The sequence below is a fragment of the Yoonia sp. genome, assembly GCF_017854565.1.
GTDB lineage: Bacteria > Pseudomonadota > Alphaproteobacteria > Rhodobacterales > Rhodobacteraceae > Yoonia.
Genome location: NZ_JAFMHJ010000015.1, coordinates 1 through 20045, shown reverse-complemented (window position 1 = coordinate 20045; position 20045 = coordinate 1). Strand labels below are relative to the sequence as shown.

At 58.6% G+C, this 20045-nt stretch carries 22 protein-coding genes; 7 read left to right on the top strand and 15 right to left on the bottom strand.

Going from position 1 to position 20045, the window contains the following annotated elements:
• Window positions 1–12 precede the first annotated feature (12 nt).
• Window positions 13–222: a hypothetical protein gene (locus QZ196_RS08270; RefSeq protein ID WP_296425391.1), complete on the top strand. Its 210-nt coding sequence runs from the start codon at window positions 13–15 to the stop codon at window positions 220–222.
• 38 nt (window positions 223–260) lie between these two features.
• Here the strand turns inward: QZ196_RS08270 and QZ196_RS08265 are convergent, their stop codons facing one another.
• Together QZ196_RS08265 and QZ196_RS08260 are read right to left on the bottom strand one after the other, a co-directional pair.
• Window positions 261–1820, bottom strand: coding sequence for a trimethylamine methyltransferase family protein (locus tag QZ196_RS08265; RefSeq protein WP_296425388.1), 1560 nt, complete (start codon window positions 1818–1820; stop codon window positions 261–263).
• A 78-nt stretch (window positions 1821–1898) separates the two neighbouring features.
• Window positions 1899–2642, bottom strand: a complete 744-nt coding sequence (locus QZ196_RS08260; protein WP_296425385.1) for an HAD family hydrolase — start codon at window positions 2640–2642, stop codon at window positions 1899–1901.
• 38 nt (window positions 2643–2680) lie between these two features.
• On the opposite strand from QZ196_RS08260, the gene QZ196_RS08255 reads away from it, so the two are divergent.
• Window positions 2681–5866 (top strand): 4Fe-4S double cluster binding domain-containing protein, encoded by a 3186-nt coding sequence (locus QZ196_RS08255; RefSeq protein WP_296425383.1) that lies wholly within the window; start codon window positions 2681–2683, stop codon window positions 5864–5866.
• Here QZ196_RS08255 and QZ196_RS08250 read toward each other — a convergent pair.
• Entirely contained in the window at window positions 5863–6141 is a 279-nt protein-coding gene (locus QZ196_RS08250) for a DUF3572 domain-containing protein (RefSeq protein WP_296425381.1), read from the bottom strand. The genes QZ196_RS08255 and QZ196_RS08250 overlap by 4 nt on opposite strands.
• 93 nt (window positions 6142–6234) lie before the next feature.
• On the opposite strand from QZ196_RS08250, the gene QZ196_RS08245 reads away from it, so the two are divergent.
• On the top strand, window positions 6235–7626 hold the full coding sequence (locus QZ196_RS08245) for a diguanylate cyclase (RefSeq protein ID WP_296425377.1): 1392 nt from the start codon (window positions 6235–6237) through the stop codon (window positions 7624–7626).
• Here QZ196_RS08245 and QZ196_RS08240 read toward each other — a convergent pair.
• From QZ196_RS08240 to QZ196_RS08220, 5 genes are all read right to left on the bottom strand, one after another.
• On the bottom strand, window positions 7615–8106 hold the full coding sequence (locus QZ196_RS08240; protein ID WP_296425375.1) for a periplasmic heavy metal sensor: 492 nt from the start codon (window positions 8104–8106) through the stop codon (window positions 7615–7617). The genes QZ196_RS08245 and QZ196_RS08240 overlap by 12 nt on opposite strands.
• A complete protein-coding gene (locus QZ196_RS08235; protein WP_296425373.1) occupies window positions 8099–8449 on the bottom strand; it encodes a hypothetical protein in 351 nt (116 codons plus the stop codon). Before QZ196_RS08235 ends, QZ196_RS08240 begins: the two co-directional genes overlap by 8 nt.
• Window positions 8442–9029: an RNA polymerase sigma factor gene (locus QZ196_RS08230; protein WP_296425486.1), complete on the bottom strand. Its 588-nt coding sequence runs from the start codon at window positions 9027–9029 to the stop codon at window positions 8442–8444. The genes QZ196_RS08235 and QZ196_RS08230 overlap by 8 nt, the downstream gene beginning before the upstream one ends.
• Window positions 9030–9103: 74 nt before the next feature.
• Window positions 9104–9565, bottom strand: a complete 462-nt coding sequence (locus QZ196_RS08225) for a hypothetical protein (protein ID WP_296425372.1) — start codon at window positions 9563–9565, stop codon at window positions 9104–9106.
• Window positions 9562–9759 carry a hypothetical protein gene (locus tag QZ196_RS08220; RefSeq protein WP_296425370.1) on the bottom strand — a complete coding sequence of 66 codons (198 nt, stop codon included), beginning with the start codon at window positions 9757–9759 and terminating at the stop codon, window positions 9562–9564. Before QZ196_RS08220 ends, QZ196_RS08225 begins: the two co-directional genes overlap by 4 nt.
• Here QZ196_RS08220 and QZ196_RS08215 point away from each other — a divergent pair.
• Window positions 9758–10147, top strand: coding sequence for a DUF983 domain-containing protein (locus QZ196_RS08215; RefSeq protein WP_296425367.1), 390 nt, complete (start codon window positions 9758–9760; stop codon window positions 10145–10147). The genes QZ196_RS08220 and QZ196_RS08215 overlap by 2 nt on opposite strands.
• A 20-nt stretch (window positions 10148–10167) precedes the next feature.
• Window positions 10168–10845, top strand: a complete 678-nt coding sequence (locus QZ196_RS08210; RefSeq protein ID WP_296425365.1) for an NUDIX hydrolase — start codon at window positions 10168–10170, stop codon at window positions 10843–10845.
• Here QZ196_RS08210 and QZ196_RS08205 read toward each other — a convergent pair.
• From QZ196_RS08205 to QZ196_RS08180, 6 genes are all read right to left on the bottom strand, one after another.
• On the bottom strand, window positions 10842–11744 hold the full coding sequence (locus QZ196_RS08205; RefSeq protein WP_296425364.1) for a DMT family transporter: 903 nt from the start codon (window positions 11742–11744) through the stop codon (window positions 10842–10844). The two genes, QZ196_RS08210 and QZ196_RS08205, sit on opposite strands and share 4 nt — an antisense overlap.
• Before the next feature lie 63 nt (window positions 11745–11807).
• Window positions 11808–13268, bottom strand: a complete 1461-nt coding sequence (locus QZ196_RS08200) for a carnitine 3-dehydrogenase (protein ID WP_296425362.1) — start codon at window positions 13266–13268, stop codon at window positions 11808–11810.
• 17 nt (window positions 13269–13285) lie between these two features.
• Window positions 13286–13537 (bottom strand): hypothetical protein, encoded by a 252-nt coding sequence (locus tag QZ196_RS08195; protein WP_296425360.1) that lies wholly within the window; start codon window positions 13535–13537, stop codon window positions 13286–13288.
• Window positions 13534–14049, bottom strand: coding sequence for a lipocalin family protein (locus QZ196_RS08190; RefSeq protein WP_296425359.1), 516 nt, complete (start codon window positions 14047–14049; stop codon window positions 13534–13536). Before QZ196_RS08190 ends, QZ196_RS08195 begins: the two co-directional genes overlap by 4 nt.
• Window positions 14046–14960, bottom strand: coding sequence for a 3-keto-5-aminohexanoate cleavage protein (locus QZ196_RS08185; protein WP_296425356.1), 915 nt, complete (start codon window positions 14958–14960; stop codon window positions 14046–14048). The genes QZ196_RS08190 and QZ196_RS08185 overlap by 4 nt, the downstream gene beginning before the upstream one ends.
• 113 nt (window positions 14961–15073) lie before the next feature.
• Window positions 15074–16117: an aldo/keto reductase gene (locus QZ196_RS08180; RefSeq protein WP_296425353.1), complete on the bottom strand. Its 1044-nt coding sequence runs from the start codon at window positions 16115–16117 to the stop codon at window positions 15074–15076.
• A gap of 152 nt (window positions 16118–16269) precedes the next feature.
• Here QZ196_RS08180 and QZ196_RS08175 point away from each other — a divergent pair, with 152 nt between their 5' ends.
• On the top strand, window positions 16270–17499 hold the full coding sequence (locus QZ196_RS08175; RefSeq protein ID WP_296425350.1) for an MFS transporter: 1230 nt from the start codon (window positions 16270–16272) through the stop codon (window positions 17497–17499).
• Here QZ196_RS08175 and QZ196_RS08170 read toward each other — a convergent pair.
• Window positions 17496–17960, bottom strand: a complete 465-nt coding sequence (locus QZ196_RS08170) for a hypothetical protein (RefSeq protein ID WP_296425349.1) — start codon at window positions 17958–17960, stop codon at window positions 17496–17498. The two genes, QZ196_RS08175 and QZ196_RS08170, sit on opposite strands and share 4 nt — an antisense overlap.
• A gap of 130 nt (window positions 17961–18090) precedes the next feature.
• Between QZ196_RS08170 and metG the strand changes: the two genes are divergently transcribed.
• Entirely contained in the window at window positions 18091–19803 is a 1713-nt protein-coding gene (metG, locus tag QZ196_RS08165) for a methionine--tRNA ligase (protein ID WP_296425348.1), read from the top strand.
• The last annotated feature ends 242 nt before the right edge of the window (window positions 19804–20045 follow it).

The following is a 20045-nucleotide window of genomic DNA, read 5'->3' as shown; positions in this document are numbered from 1 at the left end:
CAACGCAGCAGGGTGGATTTTCCCGCCCCATTCGGCCCCCTGCCATTGGTCCGCACGATTTTGTCTTGTGCCCAACCGATGCACGGCGACTGGCCGATGCTGGTCTGCCAGTCTGGGTTAGACATTGGCTGGCGCGAACCGTCCGTCGCACGCATCTGGGTCACGGCGATCATGACAGCACTGATCGAAACCGATCCTGGCAATGCTGCGACTGACGCCTGAAATGCCGCCAACGCTTTCACGGGTTGCCTGTCGCAAGATTAGAAATCCGTCGGCGCGCCGCCCTCTGCCTTACGGCGCGTCACAAAGTCGGTCAGTTCTTCGCGGATGGCGATGTCCATCGGCGGCGGCTCAAAACTGGCAATGATTTCCTTATATGTCCGATGCGCCCGCTCTGCCGTCCAAACACTGCCATCTGCTTCCCATGCTTCGAAATTCCGCCAATCAGAAACGATGGGCTGATAGAATGCCTTTTCATAACGATCCTGTGTGTGCTGAATGCCAAAGAAATGGCCATTTGGCCCGACCTCCTTTATCGCATCGAATGCGATATCTTCTGGGCCTGTCGCCACCACCTCGGGTTCCATGTAGCGCTGGATCATCTGCAATACTTCGCAATCCATCACGAATTTTTCAGGGCTGGCGATCAGCCCCCCTTCAAGCCAACCTGCCGCGTGATAGACGACATTCGTCCCCGACTGCACCGCCGACCACAACGAATTTGATGTCTCCCACATGGCCTGCCCATCCGGAACATTGGCGGCACAGACACCGGATGCGCGCATCGGTAACTCATAAAACCGGGCCATCTGCCCTGTCATCTGGGTTGCACGCATGTATTCGGGGGTCCCGAACGCGGGCGCACCCGATTTCATATCGACATTGCTGGTGAAGGTCCCGATCACGCAAGGCGCACCGGGACGAACGTATTGAAACAGCGCAATCGCGCTTATCGCTTCGGCAATCGAAAGCGTGACAGCCCCCGACATGGTGACTGGCGCCATCGCGCCGGCCAACGTGAATGGCGTCACAATGACCGCCTGCCCCCGACGGATACACCGCAGGCAGCCATCAATCATCGGCACGTCATGTTTCAGCGGCGAGGTCGAGTTGATGTTCGTATACATATGCGGCTTGGCTGCGAATTCCTCCTCGGTCATGCCGCCTGCGATCCGCACCATTTCCATGACATCTTCGACGCGTTCCTTGCCCAGCGAATACGCATGGGCGACTTTGTCCGTTAGGATCATCTTGTCAAAGACAACATCAAGATGCCGGACAGACGCGTGCACATCGACAGGCTCAACCGGGTAGCCGCCCGCAAAGTGGATGCAGTTGAAATACTGGGTCAGCCGCAGCAGATTGGCGCATTGGGCGCGCGTACCCGACACCTTTTTACCGATTTCCAGATCAAAGTAATTGGGCGGCGATGACACATTCCCGAACAGGATGTGCTTGCCGCCGATCGTAATCTTCCGATCAGGGTTTCGCGGAGTGATATCGAACTGGGCCGGCGCGTGTGCCAGCATTTCCATCACCCAATCGCGGCCCATCCGCACATTGGTGCCGTTGACAGTGCAACCGGCCTGTTGAAACAGCACCAGCGCCTCTTCATTCAGAAACTCAATCCCGATTTCTTCCAGGATTCGCATCGCGCCATCATGGATGGCATGCACCCCCTCTGGACCCAAAGGTTCTGTTGGGCGGTCGGTGTTGATCGGCAGGCGCCACGGCATCTGATCAATCACTGCCGTTCCGCGCCGGGCTGACGCCCCTGCGCGACCACCACCGCGCCGCCTTGCTTTCCCATCATCGGCCATGCTTGCCCTTTCGCTTCATGCCAAAGGTGCCATTGCCAGCCACAAAAGTACGTGGATTTGCGACAATTCCTGTCGGTTTCAGGACGAAGGTCGTGTTCCCGCCGCTGTTTGTCCGGCCAACCAGTCCGGAATATCCGCAATCGACGGCAACACAACATCCGCATGGGGTGCCAGTTCCGGCGCGGCGGCAGGTCCTGTCAGCACGCCAATCGTACGTACACCGGCAGCACGACCCGCAGTCAAATCATGCACGCTGTCCCCCACCATGACCGCTTCGTCTGCAGCCAGCCCGGTCTGCGTCAAAAACGCCAGAATTTGGCCTGCGCCGGGCTTTGCACCATGGCCACTGTCGTAGCCCGCGATAAAGTCAAAGTGGTCCAAAATACCCGCCTGTTCCAAATGCGCAACGGCTGGTGCTTCGGCGTCATTCGTCGCGATACCAAGCCGCAGCCCCGACCCGCGCAGCCCGTCGAAAAACGGCAAAAGCGGCGTCGCCTCCACCTGCGCAACCCCGATCGCTGCGGCATTCATCCGCGCGCGCAACGCATCCATTGTCGTATCGTGCAGGACATCCAACATGCGGGCCGCAACGATATCAACCGTTTCAGCAATCACGATGCTGCCGGGTAAAAACTGCTCGGTTGGCACATCAAATCCCAACACATCAGCCAAAGCCGCAAATTGCACCGGGTCATGTCCGACCTCAGCGGTCAGCATCCGCAGCGCCCAAGTGCCCCATGTGGCATTAAAATCAAATAACGTGCCGTCCTTGTCAAAGATGATGCCCTTGATCATTTGCGATGCCTCTGCGTTGTTCTGCATTGACACCCGACCCCAGCACATGAACGGTGTCAATCAGCATGTTGAAACTCCGTTCCTATCGTTCGCGCCCGATGCATTTGGGGCCATTTCCGCTCGAATCGCTTAGGCGCCAGCCCGAGGTTGATTTGCGCGGCGTCCCTGCAATGAAGGGCCTTTCGTTTCGCCGGTCCGATGACCCACACAGCATCGTCAACGCCATGGGCGAATATCAGGCGATGCTCGACGCCACACGCGATGGCCTGGTCAAACGCGAATTGGCCGAGATCCCCTCCGACCTGACAGAACGTGCCAACCACCTCAAAGCATTCGGCTACTATTGCGATGCCAGCATGGTTGCGATCTGCGACATGCCAACCACCGGGTGGTTGGACACGCCAATATGCAACCCCGACGTTGACCGGCTGGCCGACAAACTGCGCACCATGCAGCCCAAGACGCTGGCGGCTGGAATAGATGTCATCATGGCGGGCCTGCGCGAAAGCATGGCCATGCCCCCCGTCGATTGCCGCCACCACACCCATGCGATAGTCTTTCTTTACGATCATTCCCGTGATCTGCGCCCCGATGAAACCGGGACGGATTGGATCAAGGACGCGCTTGACCACCGGGCGTGCCTGCGCGGGATGGAAACCGCTGTGACGCTGGCAAGCTACATCCGCACCCTCGGTCACGAGGCCCGTGCGCACTCCATGGCCGCCAGCGATGTGCATCTGGGCGCACTGGCACTGCAGGCCGGGCTGGTCACGTTTGAAAACGGCCAATTGTCGAACCCGTTCACCGCAGATCGCTTTGGTCTTGCCGTCATTACGACAACACTGGAATTGGCCGCCGATCAACCACTGCGCCCCGGTCAGCGACTACCGACCAGCTATCGCACGGGCTTGGGCACCCATGCCAAATCTGCGCGCACCCGCGATCCTTATGCCAAACGCGATTTTGCCCTCGGCCCTCATCCCTTCGAGACACTCAGCCGCGTGGATACGCCTACGACCTACATTGATCGGCCCAACGTCGCACGCGTTCCCAAACGGGCCAATATGTTTGTCCGCGGGCTGTTTGGAGATCTGGGTAAACAGGTGCAGGACGCCACCAGAAACGGCAACTATGTCCGCAAGTCCGCTGCCGCTTTTGCGTTCCGGCCATCGCTTGGGGCGTTTGTCTTGCTGCAAGACGGCGAGGCGGCAAAGCAAAAAAAAGCTGAAAATGCGTCTAAAAATGCAGAAAATATCAAAGCAGCACTTTATTTTCTTGGCGTGGATGCGGTCGGCCTCTCGGCCTGCCCCGATTGGGCCTACTATAGTCACGACGCCGCCGGTGACCCGATCACCCCATACCACACCAATGCGATCTCCATGATCATTGATCAGGGCCACGAAACCATGGAAGGCGCATCAGGCGACGACTGGATCGCTTGCGCCCAATCCATGCGCGCCTACCTGCGGTTTTCGCTCTTGGGCGGCGTGCTGGCCCAGCACCTGCGCAATCTTGGATACACCGCCCGCGTTCACTCCGTCATGGATGACGAAGTTTTGCATCCGCCGCTTTTGTTGCTGTCAGGTTTAGGCGAGGTGAGCCGCATCGGTGAAGTCATTCTGAACCCGTTCCTCGGTCCGCGTCTGAAATCCGGCATCGTCACCACGAACATGCCCATGACGCATGACAAGCCCATCGACTTTGGCCTACAGAAATTCTGCGGAGCCTGCAATAAATGCGCCCGCGAATGCCCGTCAGGGGCAATCACTGCCGGGCCAAAACTCATGTTCAACGGCTACGAAATCTGGAAATCCGACAGCCAGAAATGCACGACCTACCGGGTCAGCCAAAAGAACGGCGCCATGTGTGGGCGTTGCATGAAAACCTGCCCGTGGAACCTTGAAGGGCTGTTTGCCGAAGCACCTTTTCGCAAACTGGCCATGGCCGTCCCGCAGGCCGCCAAAGCGCTTGCCGCGCTTGATGATCGTCTCGGTCGCGGCGCGATCAACACGGTCAAAAAATGGTGGTGGGACCTTGAGATGGAGGACGACGGCGCATACCGGCCAGCCCGCCACCCGGTCAACGCGCGCAGGCTGCAAAAAGACCTCGACCTGAAATTCGCGGATCAAACGCTTGCCGTTTATCCTGCGCCCCTCGCACCGCCGCCTTATCCCTGGCCGTACCCGATGGACCGCGAGGCGGGGATCGCGGCATACAACGGCATGATCACGGCCGATGCGCACAAGAAACGCCGCGCCGCAGGCCAACCACCAGAGCATATATACACCCCGGCCAAGGGCGACGCGCCTGTCATGCAGGTGGTTGTCAGCAAGGTCACAAAGATGACCAAGGGCATTACGCAATATGAATTTTCGATGCCCGACGGGTCAGACCTGCCATCCGCAACTGCCGGGGCCCATATCGACGTTGTGGTGGCGCCTGAATTCTTTCGGCAGTATTCTCTTTCAGGTGACCCTGCGGATCCGACAAAGTACCAGATCGCCGTCCTGCGCGAAGACACGGGGCGCGGCGGATCAAAGCTGATGCATCGGATATTCACCGAAGGCCGGCGCGTTTTCATTTCACGCCCTATTAACCATTTTCCCTTGGTTGAGGACGCGCAAATGACCCTTTTGATGGGCGGCGGGATCGGGGTCACACCGATGATCGCGATGGCGCATCGGCTGCACGCGATCGGTGCCGAATTTGTCTTGCACTACAGCATCGGGAACCGGGCGGGTGCCGGTTTTCTGCATGATCTCGCAACCGTGCCATGGGCGCGAAAAGTCCACCTACACATAACAGACGAAGGCAGCCGGGCCAACTTTTCGACCCTCATTACCTATGAAAAAGGTGCGCATATCTACACCTGCGGCCCAAACGCATACATGGCAGCCGTCATGGCGGCAGCAACCGACAGCGGATACCCCGAGGACGCGCGCCACTTGGAGTATTTCGCAGCGCCAGAGCAACCGGAATACGCGAACCATCCCTTTACTCTGACTTTAAAGGACGGACGCAATATAGGCGTTTGCGTTGACCAATCCGCCGCTGACGCCCTGATTGCCGCAGGGGTACATGTGGATGTCAAATGCGCGGATGGCCTGTGTGGGGTCTGTAAATGCCGCGTCGTCAGTGGCAAAGTCGAGCACCGTGACTTCGTCCTGTCCAAGGCGCAACAAGCGGGTGAAATGATCTTGTGCCAAAGCCGCGCCGCAGAGCCCGACGGCACGCTTGAAATTGATCTTTAGGTCCAATGCACGTTTTCGGCCCCCGGCAGCGCATAGCGCGCCCTGAGCGGTTGATCATAGCCCAATCCAATACTGTCACAAAACGCCATCACCCAATCGTCGTCCATGGTGATGAACTCAAGTATCGCGGCTTGAAATGCCGGGTCAGTAGCATTTTCGCGCAAGTCATCGACCGACCCGCCCGTTGAACCCAAAAAAACCGGCCAAAGCTCTTCATTGCCAGCCAACCAGCTGAGCGCCTGAAGCGCGATAACCTGCGCACGTTCTTCTTTCATTCAAAGTCCCTACTCAACCGGCAACCGTTTTTTAACCATTCTCGACGAAATTGTATCGAAACACCTGTGGCAGCCCCACATAAGGATACAGAAATGTCCGGTCGAATCCTGATTGTCGATACAGTTGCAACCAATCGTATCGTGTTAAAGGTAAAAATGCTGTCTGCACAGTTCAGTGTCGACGCTTGCTCGACGCGGATCGAGGCCCAGGCGATCATCATAGCGAACCGGCCCGATCTGATTTTGATCAACCTGTCGGATCCGGCTGAAGACCGGCATGAATTTTGCAAGGCGCTCAGGTCGGACCACGAAACCGCATCTATCGCGATCATCGCCGTGGGTGTCGCCGACACCTCCAAGGCGCGCCTTGCCGCACTGGACGTTGGTGCCGACGACGTGCTGCCTCGGCCCATGAATGACACCCTTTTGCTGGCTCGCATACGCAGCCTGCTGCGTGTCCGCAGCGCCAGTCAGGAATTACTGCTGCGCGACAGCACAAGCCGCGCACTGGGCTTCGAAGAAGTAGCTGCTGCGTTTGGAACGGCTGCACATGTCGCCCTGCTGTCACCCGAAGGCACGACAGCGACACAACTCACCGAAACCCTCAAACATGGGCTGGCCCAGCCGATGCGTCGGCTTGATCCTGGCTGTGTTCTGAAGGCGGCGGGTGTCACACCCGTCCCTGATCTTTTCATCATTGACGGCACCGATGTCGACGGGCCGAAAAATACACTGTTCAGTCTGGTATCTGATCTGCGGTCCCGGTCAGAGACACGCCAGTCCACACAACTTATAATTGTGCCCCGCGATCAGCCAGAGCTGGCCGCGATGTTTCTGGATCTCGGCGCGGACGACATTGTCACATGGGGCACCTCTGCCGGAGAGATCACTTTAAGATGCAAGGCTTTGATCCGTCGCAAACTGCTTCATGATCGGCTACGCGATACCGTGCGCAATGGGCTTCACGCAGCGATCACCGACCCGCTTACCGGGCTGTACAATCGGCGCTATGTGGAACCGCATCTGGCACAGCTTGCCCGGCAATCAAAGAACTCGGGTCTCGATCTTGCGGTCATGATGATCGACATTGATCATTTCAAATCCATCAACGACACATATGGCCACGCAGCCGGGGACAACGTTCTTGTCCAACTGGCTGATCGGCTGCGCGAAAACCTGCGCGCAATTGATCTGGTGGCTCGCATTGGTGGTGAAGAATTCCTGGTCGCGATGCCCCGCACCACCGCAGCACAAGCGCGCGGTGCCGCTGATCGCTTGCGCAGGCTGGTGAATTGCCAGCCATTCGCGCTGGGCGAAGGATTGCCGCGACTGGGCGTGACGGTCTCGGTTGGGGTCGCTGTCAGCGGTCGTGGCGGGATCGAGCAGCGGCAACTGAACAAGATGTGTGATCAGGCAGACGCAGCGCTCTATGCAGCAAAATCCGCTGGTCGCGATCAAGTCGCGATGAGCATGTCAGCCGCCTGATCGCCCCGCACCCGGCGCACGCGCACGCGACATTTCCTCCTGCAACCGATCAGCGAAAACAGCCCGACGTTCCGCGGACATCGCCGTAATCCGCGCCAGCAGTAATCCTTGGGCGCGCTGCTGCAGCAAAGCAAGCTGTGCATTCTGTCCTGCAAAAACTGCGCCAAGGGCTTCAGGATCGAACGGATCAGACCGAAGCAGAGCGAGCATTTCCGAGGCATTTGCGCGCATATCAAGGTCGCGCAGTCCACGATCACGCCGCAGGGCAAGACCGATGTGGCGCCGTTCGTCACGGTCCAGTGCGCGCACAACGGGCCCAACACCCAGATCAAACGTCCGTGGTGGCCCTCCGCCCAGTCGGCCAGAAAATGCAGAGCCAACAATCAGGCCCGCAATTGCAAGGTTCACGGCAAGAGACCCCACCAAGACAATCCGCCAAAGCCGCGATGGCTGGGCCACAGCGCGCACTTGATCAACCATCTGCCAAATCTCCTAGATCAAAAATGCCATCTTGCGCAAACAGGCTCACCGTCACCGCATCACCCAGCAAAGACGCCGCAAAATCCTCGACCGTGGCAGGGGGCGCCACGCCGATCCAGATTCCGGCAACCGTCGCGGCCAACAGGCTGCCCAGTGCCGGCCATCCGCCCAGCATACCCGAAAGACGCGCCCACAGGCCCGGCCCGGCAACCAGCGTGGCCTCAGATGCGGGGCTGACCACATCCGCCAGTATCCGCGCCATCAGATCCGCGCTTGGATCCGGGGTAACGGCACGTGCCTGCGCAAAAATATCGTCAAGCATATCATCATTTGGGTCAGTCATCATAATACCCCAGTTCTGCCTTCCGTCCGGCCATTATATGGGCCAAAGCCCGTTTACCGCGTGCTGTCAGACTTTCCACGGACCGCACGCTGATGTCCATAATTTGCGCAATTTCAGGGTTCGCAAGCCCTTCGAGATGCCGCAGCGCAACCGCCTGCGCCTGCCGTTCAGGCAACTGAGCCAGCGCATCGGCCAAAGCCACAAGGCGGGCATTGGTCTGCATATGCGCCACAGCCCCGGGCCGACCGTCAGCAGGCTCCGTAACAGCGTCAATCGCAATGGTGCCGCGCCTTTTGCGCAAACGATCCGTGCATAAATTCGCGACCACGCGGTAAAGCCAAGTGCTGACTTGAGCCTCACCCTGCCGCCAGTCGGGCGCAATTTTCCAAAGCCGTATCATGGCATCCTGGGCCACGTCCTCGGCCTCGGCCAAATCAGCGAGCATGCGCATCGCCTGCGCCAGAACCCGTGGCAAATACCGCGTTGCCAAGTCGCGCGCGGCTGCCGCATCACCATTGGCGAATGCAATCAATAGCGCGTCGTCGGGGACGGGCACAATAAGATCGGGTGCGGCTTTCATCGTTGATTGTGCTATCTGCATCACCCGGAACTAGCAATTCGGAAGGGGCATCGCAGCCCCCTCCAAGCTGCAAATCATCCGCGCCCACGTGGTCCATGACCGTTGCTCCGGCATTCATCACGCCGCGTTTTGGCGGTTTGGAACTCTTCCTCGCTAATGGCACCGTCAGCATCAGCGTCCATTTGGCTGAGCATACGGCCCCGCCGCTCTCCGCCGCGTGGCTGCATTTCGGACAGTTGCAGGACACCATCGTCATTCTCATCCAGATGCGCGATCATCCGCGCCGCCCGGTCAGCGGCATTATTGGCCGCCGCAGCGGTCAGCTCGTCTGCGGACAAGGTTCCATCGGCATCGCCATCGACCTCCGCAAAGCGTGCCGCAGCTTTTTGCGCCATCTCGTCCATCGTCAGTTGTCCGTCGCCATTCGCATCCAAGCTCGCAAAATCGGGACGCTCGCGATGCCCTTGCGCCTGCGCGGCACCTGCCGTCATCACGACACTGGAAAGAAGGGCTGCCATCAAAATCTTGGTTTTCATTGTCGTTCCTCATTTTTCATTTCATCACGACTTTGCGCCGCTGACCTACCTTCAACGTGTGGCATGAACAATTCCGTCGCTTGTTTTTGAAATTCCGGACCAATCGCTTGCGACATGCCGCCGCAAATCGCGCGCACCCCTTCCCAAACAGCCACCAATAGCCCATGTGATAGAAATACCCCGGAGTTGAACATGCCAGACCAAGAGCCCCTTATCGACGATCGTCCAACCAAACCAGCCATCTGGCGCGGGCTGTGCCGGCGCTGTCCGAACTGCGGCGAAGGCCTGATGTTCGACGGTTACCTCAAGGTCGCCAATACCTGCCCTGTATGTCAGGAAGAATTATTCCATCACCGCGCCGATGACGGCCCCGCGTATTTGACGATCCTCCTGGTCGCCCATGTCATTGGCTTTACGATCCATTTCATGTGGGTTCAGTTCCGACCGGAGCCGCTGGTGATGGCGACCGTGTTGACGGTTGGCGCTGTTGGCCTGTCACTTTACCTTCTGCCAAGGCTCAAGGGGATGGTTGTCGGAATCCAATGGGCGCGACGCATGCATGGGTTTGGCCACTCGGCATGACGCCGACGCAGGACGGGCAAATGGACAAAATAAAAATCCGCGACGCGGCAACGGTTATCGTGTTGCGCGACGCCGCGACACAACCGTCCGTTTTGATGGGACAGCGTGGTGCATCTGCCGCGTTCATGCCCGGTAAATTCGTTTTTCCCGGCGGCGCCATTGATGCAAACGACGCAAGCGTTCCCCTGACCGCACTTGATTCGGACAGCGCAGCGCGCCTGTTGCACGCGAGCGACGTCGCACCAAATGCGATTGCCGCCGCTGCCATCCGCGAATTATGGGAAGAAACCGGCCAGGTTCTTGGCCAAGCTGCGGTGTGGGACGATGCCCCCCAAGGCTGGCGGGGCTTCGCGGCCAGCGGTCACCGGCCCAATGGCGCCGCCCTTACGTTCTTTTTCCGCGCTGTCACCCCTGTGGGCAGGCCCCGCCGATTTGATGCGCGGTTCTTTCTGGCGCCCGCCGAAGACCTCATCACTGACCCCGATGATTTTTCAAACGCCGAGGATGAACTGAACCACCTGCAATGGGTACAGTTGAGCGATGCCCGGCATTTTGACCTCCCATTTATCACGCAGGTCGTTCTGGCCGAACTTGTGAACCATATCAAACGTGGTGGCCCACCTGTCAGTGTTCCGTTCTTTCGCAACGATGACGAGGCGCATCTGGTCAGTCGCCTTGGTGCCCAAAGCCTGCTTTAGGTGACCAGCACCAGCAAAACGATGCTCCCCGTCAACAGCAGCAACCCGTGCCATTCCCGTCGCGTCACCGTTTCACCGAAAACAAACGCACCAACGATCAGCGAAAACAACAGTTCAACCTGACCTAGGGCATTCACATACGCCACATTCTGCAACGTGAAAGCGGTAAACCAACAGATTGACCCTGCCATGCTGGTCAACCCGACCAATCCGGCGATCCGCCACGCCTGCAAGACCCGCAGGATCTGCCCCTTCTCGCGCCAACCCAGCCACAGCGCCATGATGGCCGTCTGAAACGCAGTCACAAAGGCCAGCGTGACGATGGCCCGATAAAATACATCCCCATCCCCCAACGACAACGACGCGCCGCGATACCCGTTGCCCGAAATCCCAAAAAGCAATCCTGCACTCAGACCCAGCGCCGTCGCCCGGTTGCCGATACGCCGATACCATGCGCCCATGCCGCCGGGCGGATCAGACAACAGCAAAACACCGAATAGACCCAGAATAATCGCCCCAAGCGCGGCACCGGTGATCACATCACCCAAGACGACAAAGCCGACCAATGCACTTAATAATACTTCGGTCTTCTTGAACGTGATTCCGACTGCAAAGTTACGGTGCGCAAACAGGGCAACGATACACATCGTCGCCAGAATTTGTGATGTTCCGCCAGCCACGGCATAGGGCCAAAACGCGACAGGGATTTGGGGGGCACCCTGCCCTGTCGCCGTCGCATATGTAACGGCAATCAGCATCACAAGAGGCGACGAATAGATAAACCGCGCAAAAGTCGCACCAGCCGTCGACAACTGTGTCGTCTTCAAGTGTTTTTGCAGCATAAACCGCAAGGTTTGCGCGCCAGCCGCCCCCAACGTGATTGGGATCCAAATTTCCACTAGTGCCCTGTTACCGCACAGGCCACGACGCCGCAGAACGCGCGCGCACCTTGCGCCCATCGTTTAATCGCCACGAACGCCAACTCCCTTTCCGGCGCCTTCCGGCAAGGGCAGTGCGGCATGCGCCTGTGCCACACGTTCCAGTGTGGCCGCTAAAACAGGGCTTGGTTCTGATGCGCTCCGTGTTTCAAGGCTGACATGGATCAGCATATGTTCGCCAGTGGCGAGCAGGCGGCCATCAGTAGACATACGATGGAAAAGGTGCATCTTTTTTCCCGCACCCGCCAACACTTGCGTCTCGATCAGGATGACCCTACCGGCGTGTACCTCGTCCAAATGCCGGATATGGGTTTCAGCGGTGAAAAAACTTGCCCCGGCGGCAATATAGGCCGCATCGCAGCCAATCAGCAGCATCATCCGGTCAGTCGCCTCACCGAAGGCATGCAGATACCGCGCCTCGGTCATGTGGCCGTTATAGTCGGTCCAATCAAGCGGCACGGCGCGCTGCATCGTAGCGATTGGGTGGCTCAGGTCGTCGGGCAATGCCACTGGCCCTTCAATCCGGCGGTCATGGGCATTCAGCAACGTACCGGCGCCCCAATCCCGCGCCTTCAAGCCGCGCAGGATGGTCACCAAATTGTCATCGCGCGCCCGTTCCAGCGCACGGATCGAAACAGCCCCGGATTGTTGATCAGATTGGTCCGTGATCTTGTCGATAAGCTCGTCAGTCAGCTTGGGCACATCCATCAACTTGGTCCATGGCCATTCCAAGCAGGGGCCAAACTGTTCAATAAAATGGCGCATCCCCGCTTCGCCACCAGCAATCCGGTAGGTCTCGAACAGGCCCATCTGCGCCCAGCGCAGGCCAAAGCCGTACCGGATCGCATCATCCACCTCGGCGGTCGTAGCGACGCCGTCATTGACCAACCAAAGCGCTTCGCGCCACACAGCCTCAAGCAGGCGGTCCGCGATGTGGGCGTCAATTTCTGCACGCACATGCAACGGATACATACCAAGAGAAGTCAAAACAGCCTTCGCTTTTTCGACAAGATCAGGTGGATTTAACGCGCTTGGGACAACCTCGACCAAAGGAAGAAGGTAGACCGGATTAAACGGATGCGCGACGATAATTTGCGCGGGGCGGGTCGCACATCCCTGCAATTGCGATGGCTTGAACCCGCTTGTAGACGACGCAATAACAGCGGCTGGGTCGCAATGCTCTTGCAGCGTCTGATACACTTTGCGCTTGAGCGTCAGACGTTCCGGCACGCTTTCCTGAATCCACGCAGCACCGCTGACAGACTCGGACATGGCATCATGAAAGGTCAGCTGCCCTTCGGCAGGCAACGCCACGTCCGACAAGCCGGGCAAAGACCTGCGCGCATTATCCAGCACGTCGCCCAGTTTGCGCGCGGCGTCAGGATCAGGGTCAAAGACACGCACGTCCCACCCCATCAGCAGGAAACGCGCGGCCCAACCGCCGCCAATAACACCGCCGCCAATGATCGCCGCAACCTGCCGCATCGTCCGTCCTTTGCTTGTCAGCCGCTGGTCGGCGCGCCGGGATGATCAAACTCATCCGCCGGAACCGGCTCGCGGACGACATGCGGGTCACAGGCGACCATGGGGCTGCCCGGATCGCGAATAATCAGGCCGCCGCGTGCGCGGCACTGCTCAAACGTCATTGTATTGCCAATCACCATAAATTCGCGAAATGTCGTCGGTGACCCGCCAGCGGGCACCCCATCGCATGCAGCAAGCGCAACGACACATACCAAAACGACTCGTTTCATTGGGAAACCTCCATTAGTCGGCTTACGTCATAACCGTTGAATGCCAAAACATCACGCGCTGCATTCAGGCGATCCGACCGTATTTCGGGACTACGGTTCAAAACCCAGCCCGCACGACCATTTGGCGACCCCACCACCGCAGTCTGATAATCGTCATCGGTCCACAAAACCCAATAATCCGCCGCAGCAAATGGCACTGACGCAAAGCGGACCTTCAACCGCCCCGGCCCCACAATTTCCGCCGTGCCCGCAATGCGTGACCGCTCGGAACCATCAGCATTACGGCATATGTTCAGAACCGACAGCGTCCCGTCATCACGCAAACCGTATTCGGCGGTGACACCGACACACCCCGCCTCAAAGAAAACCGGAAACCGGGCCACTTCGTGCCAAAGCCCTGCATAACGCGCGGGTGCGAACACAGCTTTGGACGATATCGGCGCATCCGTATCGCGGTAAACGTCAAAGCTGCCGCAGCCCGCCAGCAACAGGATCAAGATCAGCGCTCTCATGCGGCCACCGGCGCACGCTTGACCAGTCCCAGCTTGGCCCGCACCTCTTCGGGGCCAAGCACCCGCGCGCCAAGGTTTTCGACAATGCCGACGGCCCTCTCGACCAATTGCGCGTTGGTGGCCAGCACGCCGCGATCCAACATCAGATTATCCTCAAGCCCGACACGCACATGCCCGCCCGCCAGAACCGACGCGGCAACATAAGGCATCTGTGATCGGCCCAGCCCAAAAGCCGAAAACGTCCAATTGTCCGGCACATTATTGACCATGGCCATAAACGTATTCAGGTCATCGGGCGCACCCCAGGGCACCCCCATACACAACTGCACCAACGCATCAGGTTCCAGAACACCGTCGGCAACCAGTTGTTTGGCGTACCAAAGATGTCCGGTATCAAACGCCTCGATCTCTGGCTTGACACCAAGCTGTGTCATCATGCGCCCCATCGCAGTCAACATGCCCGGCGTGTTCGTCATAACATAATCGGCTTCGGCAAAGTTCATCGTGCCGCAATCAAGTGTGCATATTTCCGGCAAGCATTGCGCGATATGTGCGACACGTGCCGTCGCCCCGACCATATCGGTCCCGGCAACGGGCGGCAGCGGCGTTTCCGATCCACCGAAAACGATATCGCCCCCCATCCCCGCCGTAAGATTAAGGACCACATCGACTTCGGCCGCGCGTATCCGCTCTGCCAACTCGCGGTACAGGTCAAGCGCGCGCGACGGCGTGCCGGTTTCTGGATCACGCACATGGCAATGCACCACAGCCGCGCCTGCCTTGGCCGCATCAATCGCACTGGCGGCAATATCACGCGGCGAACGGGGAACATGCGGGCTGCGGTCTTGGGTGGCACCCGATCCGGTCACGGCACAAGTGATAAAAACCTCGCGGTTCATGGCCAAGGGCATGCGCGATCCTCCTTCAGGTATGGGCGGACATTCCCCGAAAACAACGGCGGACACAAGCCTGCAAGCCCACGCAATGTGCCCGCCCGTAGGGTGGGTCAAGACCCACCTTACGTTCAGTAAGGCATCGGATTGGCCCGGTTAAGCTGATCAATCCCCGCGACAAGCTCATCGGTCAACACAACGTCCCGTCCGGCAAGTATCCGGCTTAGTTGATCCTGCGTCGTTGCACCAAAAATCGTGGAAACGGGGAACGGGCGGGTCCTCTGCCAAGCCATCGCCATATGCACCGGGTCCAGACCGTGCGCCGCAGCCAGGTCCAAATAGGCCTGCGTCACCGGTAAAACGCGGTCGGTCATGCGACCGCCCAAATCGCCATTGATCGACATCCGGCTACCATCGGGCACTGCGCCGTTTTGGTACTTTCCGGTCAGCAGCCCACATGCCAACGGCGAAAACGCCAGCAGCGTGACGTCTTCGTTCACCGCCATCTCAGCCATGTCCGTATCGTACAAACGACATAGCAGCGAGTACTCGTTCTGTACGGAAAACATACGCGGCAAACCGGCCGCTTGGGCCTGATCTATCCACTTCGTCATACCCCACGCGCTTTCGTTGGACATACCAATCGCACGAATCTTGCCCGCATTGACACAATCGCCCAGCGCGCCCAGCACATCCATCATATGATCAAGCGTCTGTTGCCGATCCTGCCCCGACGGATCATAGGTCCAGTTTTGCCGAAACATATAGGACCCACGCACGGGCCAATGCATCTGATACAGATCAATCACATCCGTTTGCAGCCGCTCCAGCGACGCATCAACCGCCTCGCGGATCACCGCACCGTCATAGCCGCGCCCTTCGCGAACCCAGCCGGGATTATTGCCCGATACTTTGGTCGCAATCACCACATCATCCCGGCGACCCGTCTTGGCGATCCAGTTGCCAATCACCGTCTCGGACAGCCCGACCGTTTCCGCCCGGATCGGGTTCACCGGATACATCTCGGCTGTATCAATGAAATTGATCCCCGCATCGACTGTCATATCAATCTGTGTATGCGCATCATCCTGCGGGGTCTGATTGCCAAAGGTCATGGAGCCCAGACACCAATCGCTGATCATGATATCGCTGCGGCCAAGAGGGATCTTTTTCATCTGCCTACCTTCAATTCAGTTTCGCGCAGACCCTAGCGTGGCCAACCGCTGAGACAAGACCGAATTGAAAACACCGCCCCAATGACCATTCGCGACACATCGCGTCGAATAAGGCCTAGTATCGCGGCAGAACCTGACGCAGGGTCGCGCTCATGCGCATGCTCATCTCATTTGCGGCCCTGTTCCTGTCGGTGGCCCTGTTGCAACTCTCCTCTGGCGGGGTTGGCCCGCTTGATGCTTTGACCGGCCTCAGAAGCGGCTTTTCTCCAGGCGAGGTCGGCTTCTTGGGTTCCTCCCATTTCTTTGGGTTCTTCATCGGCTGCTGGTGGGCACCGCGGTTGATGGGCAGCGTCGGCCACAGTCGCGCGTATGCCGCGTTCACAGCCATGGGTGCGATCGGACTGGCAGCGCATGTGATCGTGACCGACCCGGCCTATTGGGCCCTGTTCCGTATCGCGTCCGGCGTTTGCGTCGCGGGGTGCTATACCGTGATCGAGGCGTGGCTGCAGGCCAAAGTCACCAATGAAACGCGCGGGCGTGCCATGGGCAGCTACCGTATCGCGGATATGGGCGCGTCGTTTGTGGCGCAATTGATGATCGGGGCGCTGGCCGATCTTGAAACGTATATCGCCTATAATATTTTGACGATTCTGTGCTGTGCATCGCTGTTGCCGCTGGTGCTGACGCGCGCCACCCAACCCGTGACACCCAAGGCGACACGCCTGCGCCCGGCCCTTGCCTGGGCGTGTTCGCCGTTGGGGGTGGCTGCGGTCGTTGTTGCCGCCCTGTCCAGCGCGTCGTTTCGGATGGTCGGCCCGATTTATGGGCAAGGGGTCGGATTGGGCGCTGAGCAAATCGGATATTTTCTGGCCGCCTACGTGGCTGGTGGGGCCATTGCGCAATACCCCATCGGCTGGCTTGCTGACAAATTTGACCGCCGCTGGGTGATGATCGGTCTATCCGTCGCTGCGGTCGCTTCCTGCGCAACGACGGTCGCCACCTCAAACGAAGGCACAATGGCCGTCTTGTGGGCAGCTGCGTTTTTCGGCCTTACGACATTTCCGATCTATTCTGTCGCGACGGCCCACGCCCATGACTTTGCAACCGCAGACCAACGGGTCGAACTCTCAGCCGCGCTGATGTTTTTCTATGCAGTAGGCGCGATTGCAGCCCCCTACACGACGTCGGCACTAATCGCGGGGTTTGGCCCGGCCGCGTTGTTCTACTTTGTCGCGATCGGCCATATCGTCTTGATCATATTCGGCATCCTGCGGATGCGGGTGCGCAGGGCGCCCGAAGATCGCACGCGCTATGTCTATGCGCCGCGCACCAGCTTTGTGATCGGCCGATTGCTGGGCCGCAGCCGCGACCCAGACAGTTAGAATTTATAAGTCACGCCAATCCGGGTCGTGGTCACCGCAGGGAACGCGCTGTCGTCGGGGAAATCACGAATAAATTCGCCCCGCATTGTCAGGCGGTCCGACACATCGCGCTGCACACCAAGGCCAAGGTTATAGCCATCCACAATGCCACTATCCGTGTCAAACTGGGTCACGCCGCCCGCAACACGGGCAGAAATATCGCCCAGCCCATACGTGCCCCAAAACCGGAATCGCTGCGTGTCGTAATCGGCATCACCCGCGACATGCATCCCAAGTTCGACTTCTGCGCCATAGCCGATTTGGGCGTCGCCCAGACCGACGCCGGCTATCACCGACCCAACGGTCTGCGCATCGCCCGAATGAGGCAGCCCATAGTCAAGCGTCGCACCAGCGTAAAAGTCCTGTGCGCTCGCACCACTGCCGATCACGGCAGCAAACAAAACGGAAATCAGCGTCTTCATCGGTCAATCCTACTGTTTTTATCTGGCGACACCCTAGCCAACAGCCCATCAAAACACCAGCACCCACACAACATCTGGCATTCACGGCACAGCCTCGTTAGATAGACGCAAACGTATAGGAATATCGCCCATGGCCCGCCATCTGATCACGTCTGCCATTCCGTATATCAACGGGATCAAGCATCTGGGAAACCTTATCGGCAGTCAGCTACCTGCAGACCTCTATGCGCGCTACCAGCGTGCGCGGGGACACGAGGTCTTGTTTCTCTGCGCCACCGACGAACATGGAACGCCCGCTGAACTGGCTGCTGCCAAGGCAGGAAAGCCGGTGGCAGAATACTGTGCCGAAATGCATGACATTCAGGCGCAAATTGCTGATGGTTTCCGGCTGTCATTTGATCACTTCGGTCGGTCCTCCAGCCCGCAAAACCACAAGCTGACCCAAGCGTTCGCTGGACGTTTGGCCGATGTTGGCCTGATCAAGGAAGTCACCGAAGAACAGGTTTACTCTGTCGCCGACGGTCGGTTCCTGCCGGACCGCTACATCGAAGGCACCTGCCCCAACTGCGGGTTTGAAAGCGCGCGCGGCGATCAGTGTGACAATTGCACCAAGCAGTTGGACCCCACCGACCTGATCAACCCACACTCGACAATATCAGGCGCAACAGATCTGGAAGTGCGCGAGACCAAGCACCTCTACCTGCGCCAATCCGAGCTGAAGAATGATCTGGCCGCTTGGATCGACAGCAAGAAAGATTGGCCGATCCTGACGACATCTATTGCCAAAAAATGGCTCACAGACGGCGACGGCCTGCAGGACAGGGGCATCACCCGCGACCTTGACTGGGGGATTCCCGTCAAAAAGGGCGACGCGGACTGGCCCGGCATGGAAGGCAAAGTTTTCTATGTGTGGTTCGATGCGCCCATCGAATACATTGCCTGTGCGCAAGAATGGGAAGATGCGGGCAAAGGAACGGACTGGGAACGCTGGTGGCGCACCGACAAAGGCGCCGATGATGTCCGCTATACGCAGTTCATGGGCAAAGACAATGTTCCGTTCCATACCCTGTCGTTCCCGGCCACGATCATGGGCACCAATGAACCTTGGAAGCTGGTCGACTACATCAAATCCTTCAACTACCTGAACTATGACGGCGGTCAATTCAGCACGTCGCGCGGGCGCGGTGTATTCATGGACCAAGCGCTGGAAATTCTGCCGCCGGATTACTGGCGCTGGTGGCTGCTGAGCCATGCACCAGAAAGCTCTGATGCGGAATTCACCTGGGAAAACTTCCAGACTGACGTCAACAAAGACCTTGCGGACGTGCTGGGTAACTTTGTCAGCCGGATCACGAAATTCTGCCGCTCGAAATTCGGCGAAATCGTCCCCGCGGGTGGCAGCTATGGCCCTGCCGAAGAACAACTGATTGCCGACCTGACAACCCGCCTGCGCGCCTACGAGGGGTTCATGGATGGGATCGAAGTCCGCAAAGCAGCGGCTGAACTGCGCGCCATCTGGGTGTTGGGTAACGAATACCTTCAGGCAAACGCGCCATGGACGACATTCAAAACCGATCCGGAAACGGCGGCAATGCAGGTTCGTCTGGCACTGAACCTGATCCGCATCTACGCCGTTCTTTCTGCGCCCTTCATCCCGGATGCGGCGGCCGAAATGATCGCAGCCATGCAAACCCAAGACAAAGACTGGCCCACTGATATCGCGGTCGCCGTGGCGGCACTGCCCGCTGGCCAAAGCTTTACCGTACCCGACAACCTGTTCCGCAAGATCACGGATGAAGAACGCGAAGAGTGGGAAGAACGGTTCGCCGGTACCCGCGACTAAAGCGCGATACCTGCATTGCTGCAAAAGAACATGGCCTGACTGACAGCCGTTTGAATCCGATCGGCGCTGCAGGGTTTCGCGATCACAAACGCAGGATTGATGCAGCCCTGATCATAGGCGGCGGCAGATGATCAGGCATTCAGCCACTCAGCAAAAAAACTACCGACACAAGCCAACCTTCCATGATGAAGAGCTATGCCCGAAAGTTGGTGACGGCGTGATCAGGCGGCGGTTTGAAGTTG

What these genes read in the sequence shown, in the direction of transcription:
- QZ196_RS08265 (WP_296425388.1), bottom strand. Translation starts at nt 1,820, where the DNA reads ATGGCCGATGATGGGAAAGCAAGGCGGCGCGGTGGTGGTCGCGCAGGG.
- QZ196_RS08260 (WP_296425385.1), bottom strand. Translation starts at nt 2,642, where the DNA reads ATGCAGAACAACGCAGAGGCATCGCAAATGATCAAGGGCATCATCTTT.
- QZ196_RS08255 (WP_296425383.1), top strand. Translation starts at nt 2,681, where the DNA reads ATGTTGAAACTCCGTTCCTATCGTTCGCGCCCGATGCATTTGGGGCCA.
- QZ196_RS08250 (WP_296425381.1), bottom strand. Translation starts at nt 6,141, where the DNA reads ATGAAAGAAGAACGTGCGCAGGTTATCGCGCTTCAGGCGCTCAGCTGG.
- QZ196_RS08245 (WP_296425377.1), top strand. Translation starts at nt 6,235, where the DNA reads ATGTCCGGTCGAATCCTGATTGTCGATACAGTTGCAACCAATCGTATC.
- QZ196_RS08240 (WP_296425375.1), bottom strand. Translation starts at nt 8,106, where the DNA reads ATGGTTGATCAAGTGCGCGCTGTGGCCCAGCCATCGCGGCTTTGGCGG.
- QZ196_RS08235 (WP_296425373.1), bottom strand. Translation starts at nt 8,449, where the DNA reads ATGACTGACCCAAATGATGATATGCTTGACGATATTTTTGCGCAGGCA.
- QZ196_RS08230 (WP_296425486.1), bottom strand. Translation starts at nt 9,029, where the DNA reads ATGAAAGCCGCACCCGATCTTATTGTGCCCGTCCCCGACGACGCGCTA.
- QZ196_RS08225 (WP_296425372.1), bottom strand. Translation starts at nt 9,565, where the DNA reads ATGAAAACCAAGATTTTGATGGCAGCCCTTCTTTCCAGTGTCGTGATG.
- QZ196_RS08215 (WP_296425367.1), top strand. Translation starts at nt 9,758, where the DNA reads ATGCCAGACCAAGAGCCCCTTATCGACGATCGTCCAACCAAACCAGCC.
- QZ196_RS08220 (WP_296425370.1), bottom strand. Translation starts at nt 9,759, where the DNA reads ATGTTCAACTCCGGGGTATTTCTATCACATGGGCTATTGGTGGCTGTT.
- QZ196_RS08210 (WP_296425365.1), top strand. Translation starts at nt 10,168, where the DNA reads ATGGACAAAATAAAAATCCGCGACGCGGCAACGGTTATCGTGTTGCGC.
- QZ196_RS08200 (WP_296425362.1), bottom strand. Translation starts at nt 13,268, where the DNA reads ATGCGGCAGGTTGCGGCGATCATTGGCGGCGGTGTTATTGGCGGCGGT.
- QZ196_RS08195 (WP_296425360.1), bottom strand. Translation starts at nt 13,537, where the DNA reads ATGAAACGAGTCGTTTTGGTATGTGTCGTTGCGCTTGCTGCATGCGAT.
- QZ196_RS08190 (WP_296425359.1), bottom strand. Translation starts at nt 14,049, where the DNA reads ATGAGAGCGCTGATCTTGATCCTGTTGCTGGCGGGCTGCGGCAGCTTT.
- QZ196_RS08185 (WP_296425356.1), bottom strand. Translation starts at nt 14,960, where the DNA reads ATGCCCTTGGCCATGAACCGCGAGGTTTTTATCACTTGTGCCGTGACC.
- QZ196_RS08180 (WP_296425353.1), bottom strand. Translation starts at nt 16,117, where the DNA reads ATGAAAAAGATCCCTCTTGGCCGCAGCGATATCATGATCAGCGATTGG.
- QZ196_RS08175 (WP_296425350.1), top strand. Translation starts at nt 16,270, where the DNA reads ATGCGCATGCTCATCTCATTTGCGGCCCTGTTCCTGTCGGTGGCCCTG.
- QZ196_RS08170 (WP_296425349.1), bottom strand. Translation starts at nt 17,960, where the DNA reads ATGAAGACGCTGATTTCCGTTTTGTTTGCTGCCGTGATCGGCAGTGGT.
- metG (WP_296425348.1), top strand. Translation starts at nt 18,091, where the DNA reads ATGGCCCGCCATCTGATCACGTCTGCCATTCCGTATATCAACGGGATC.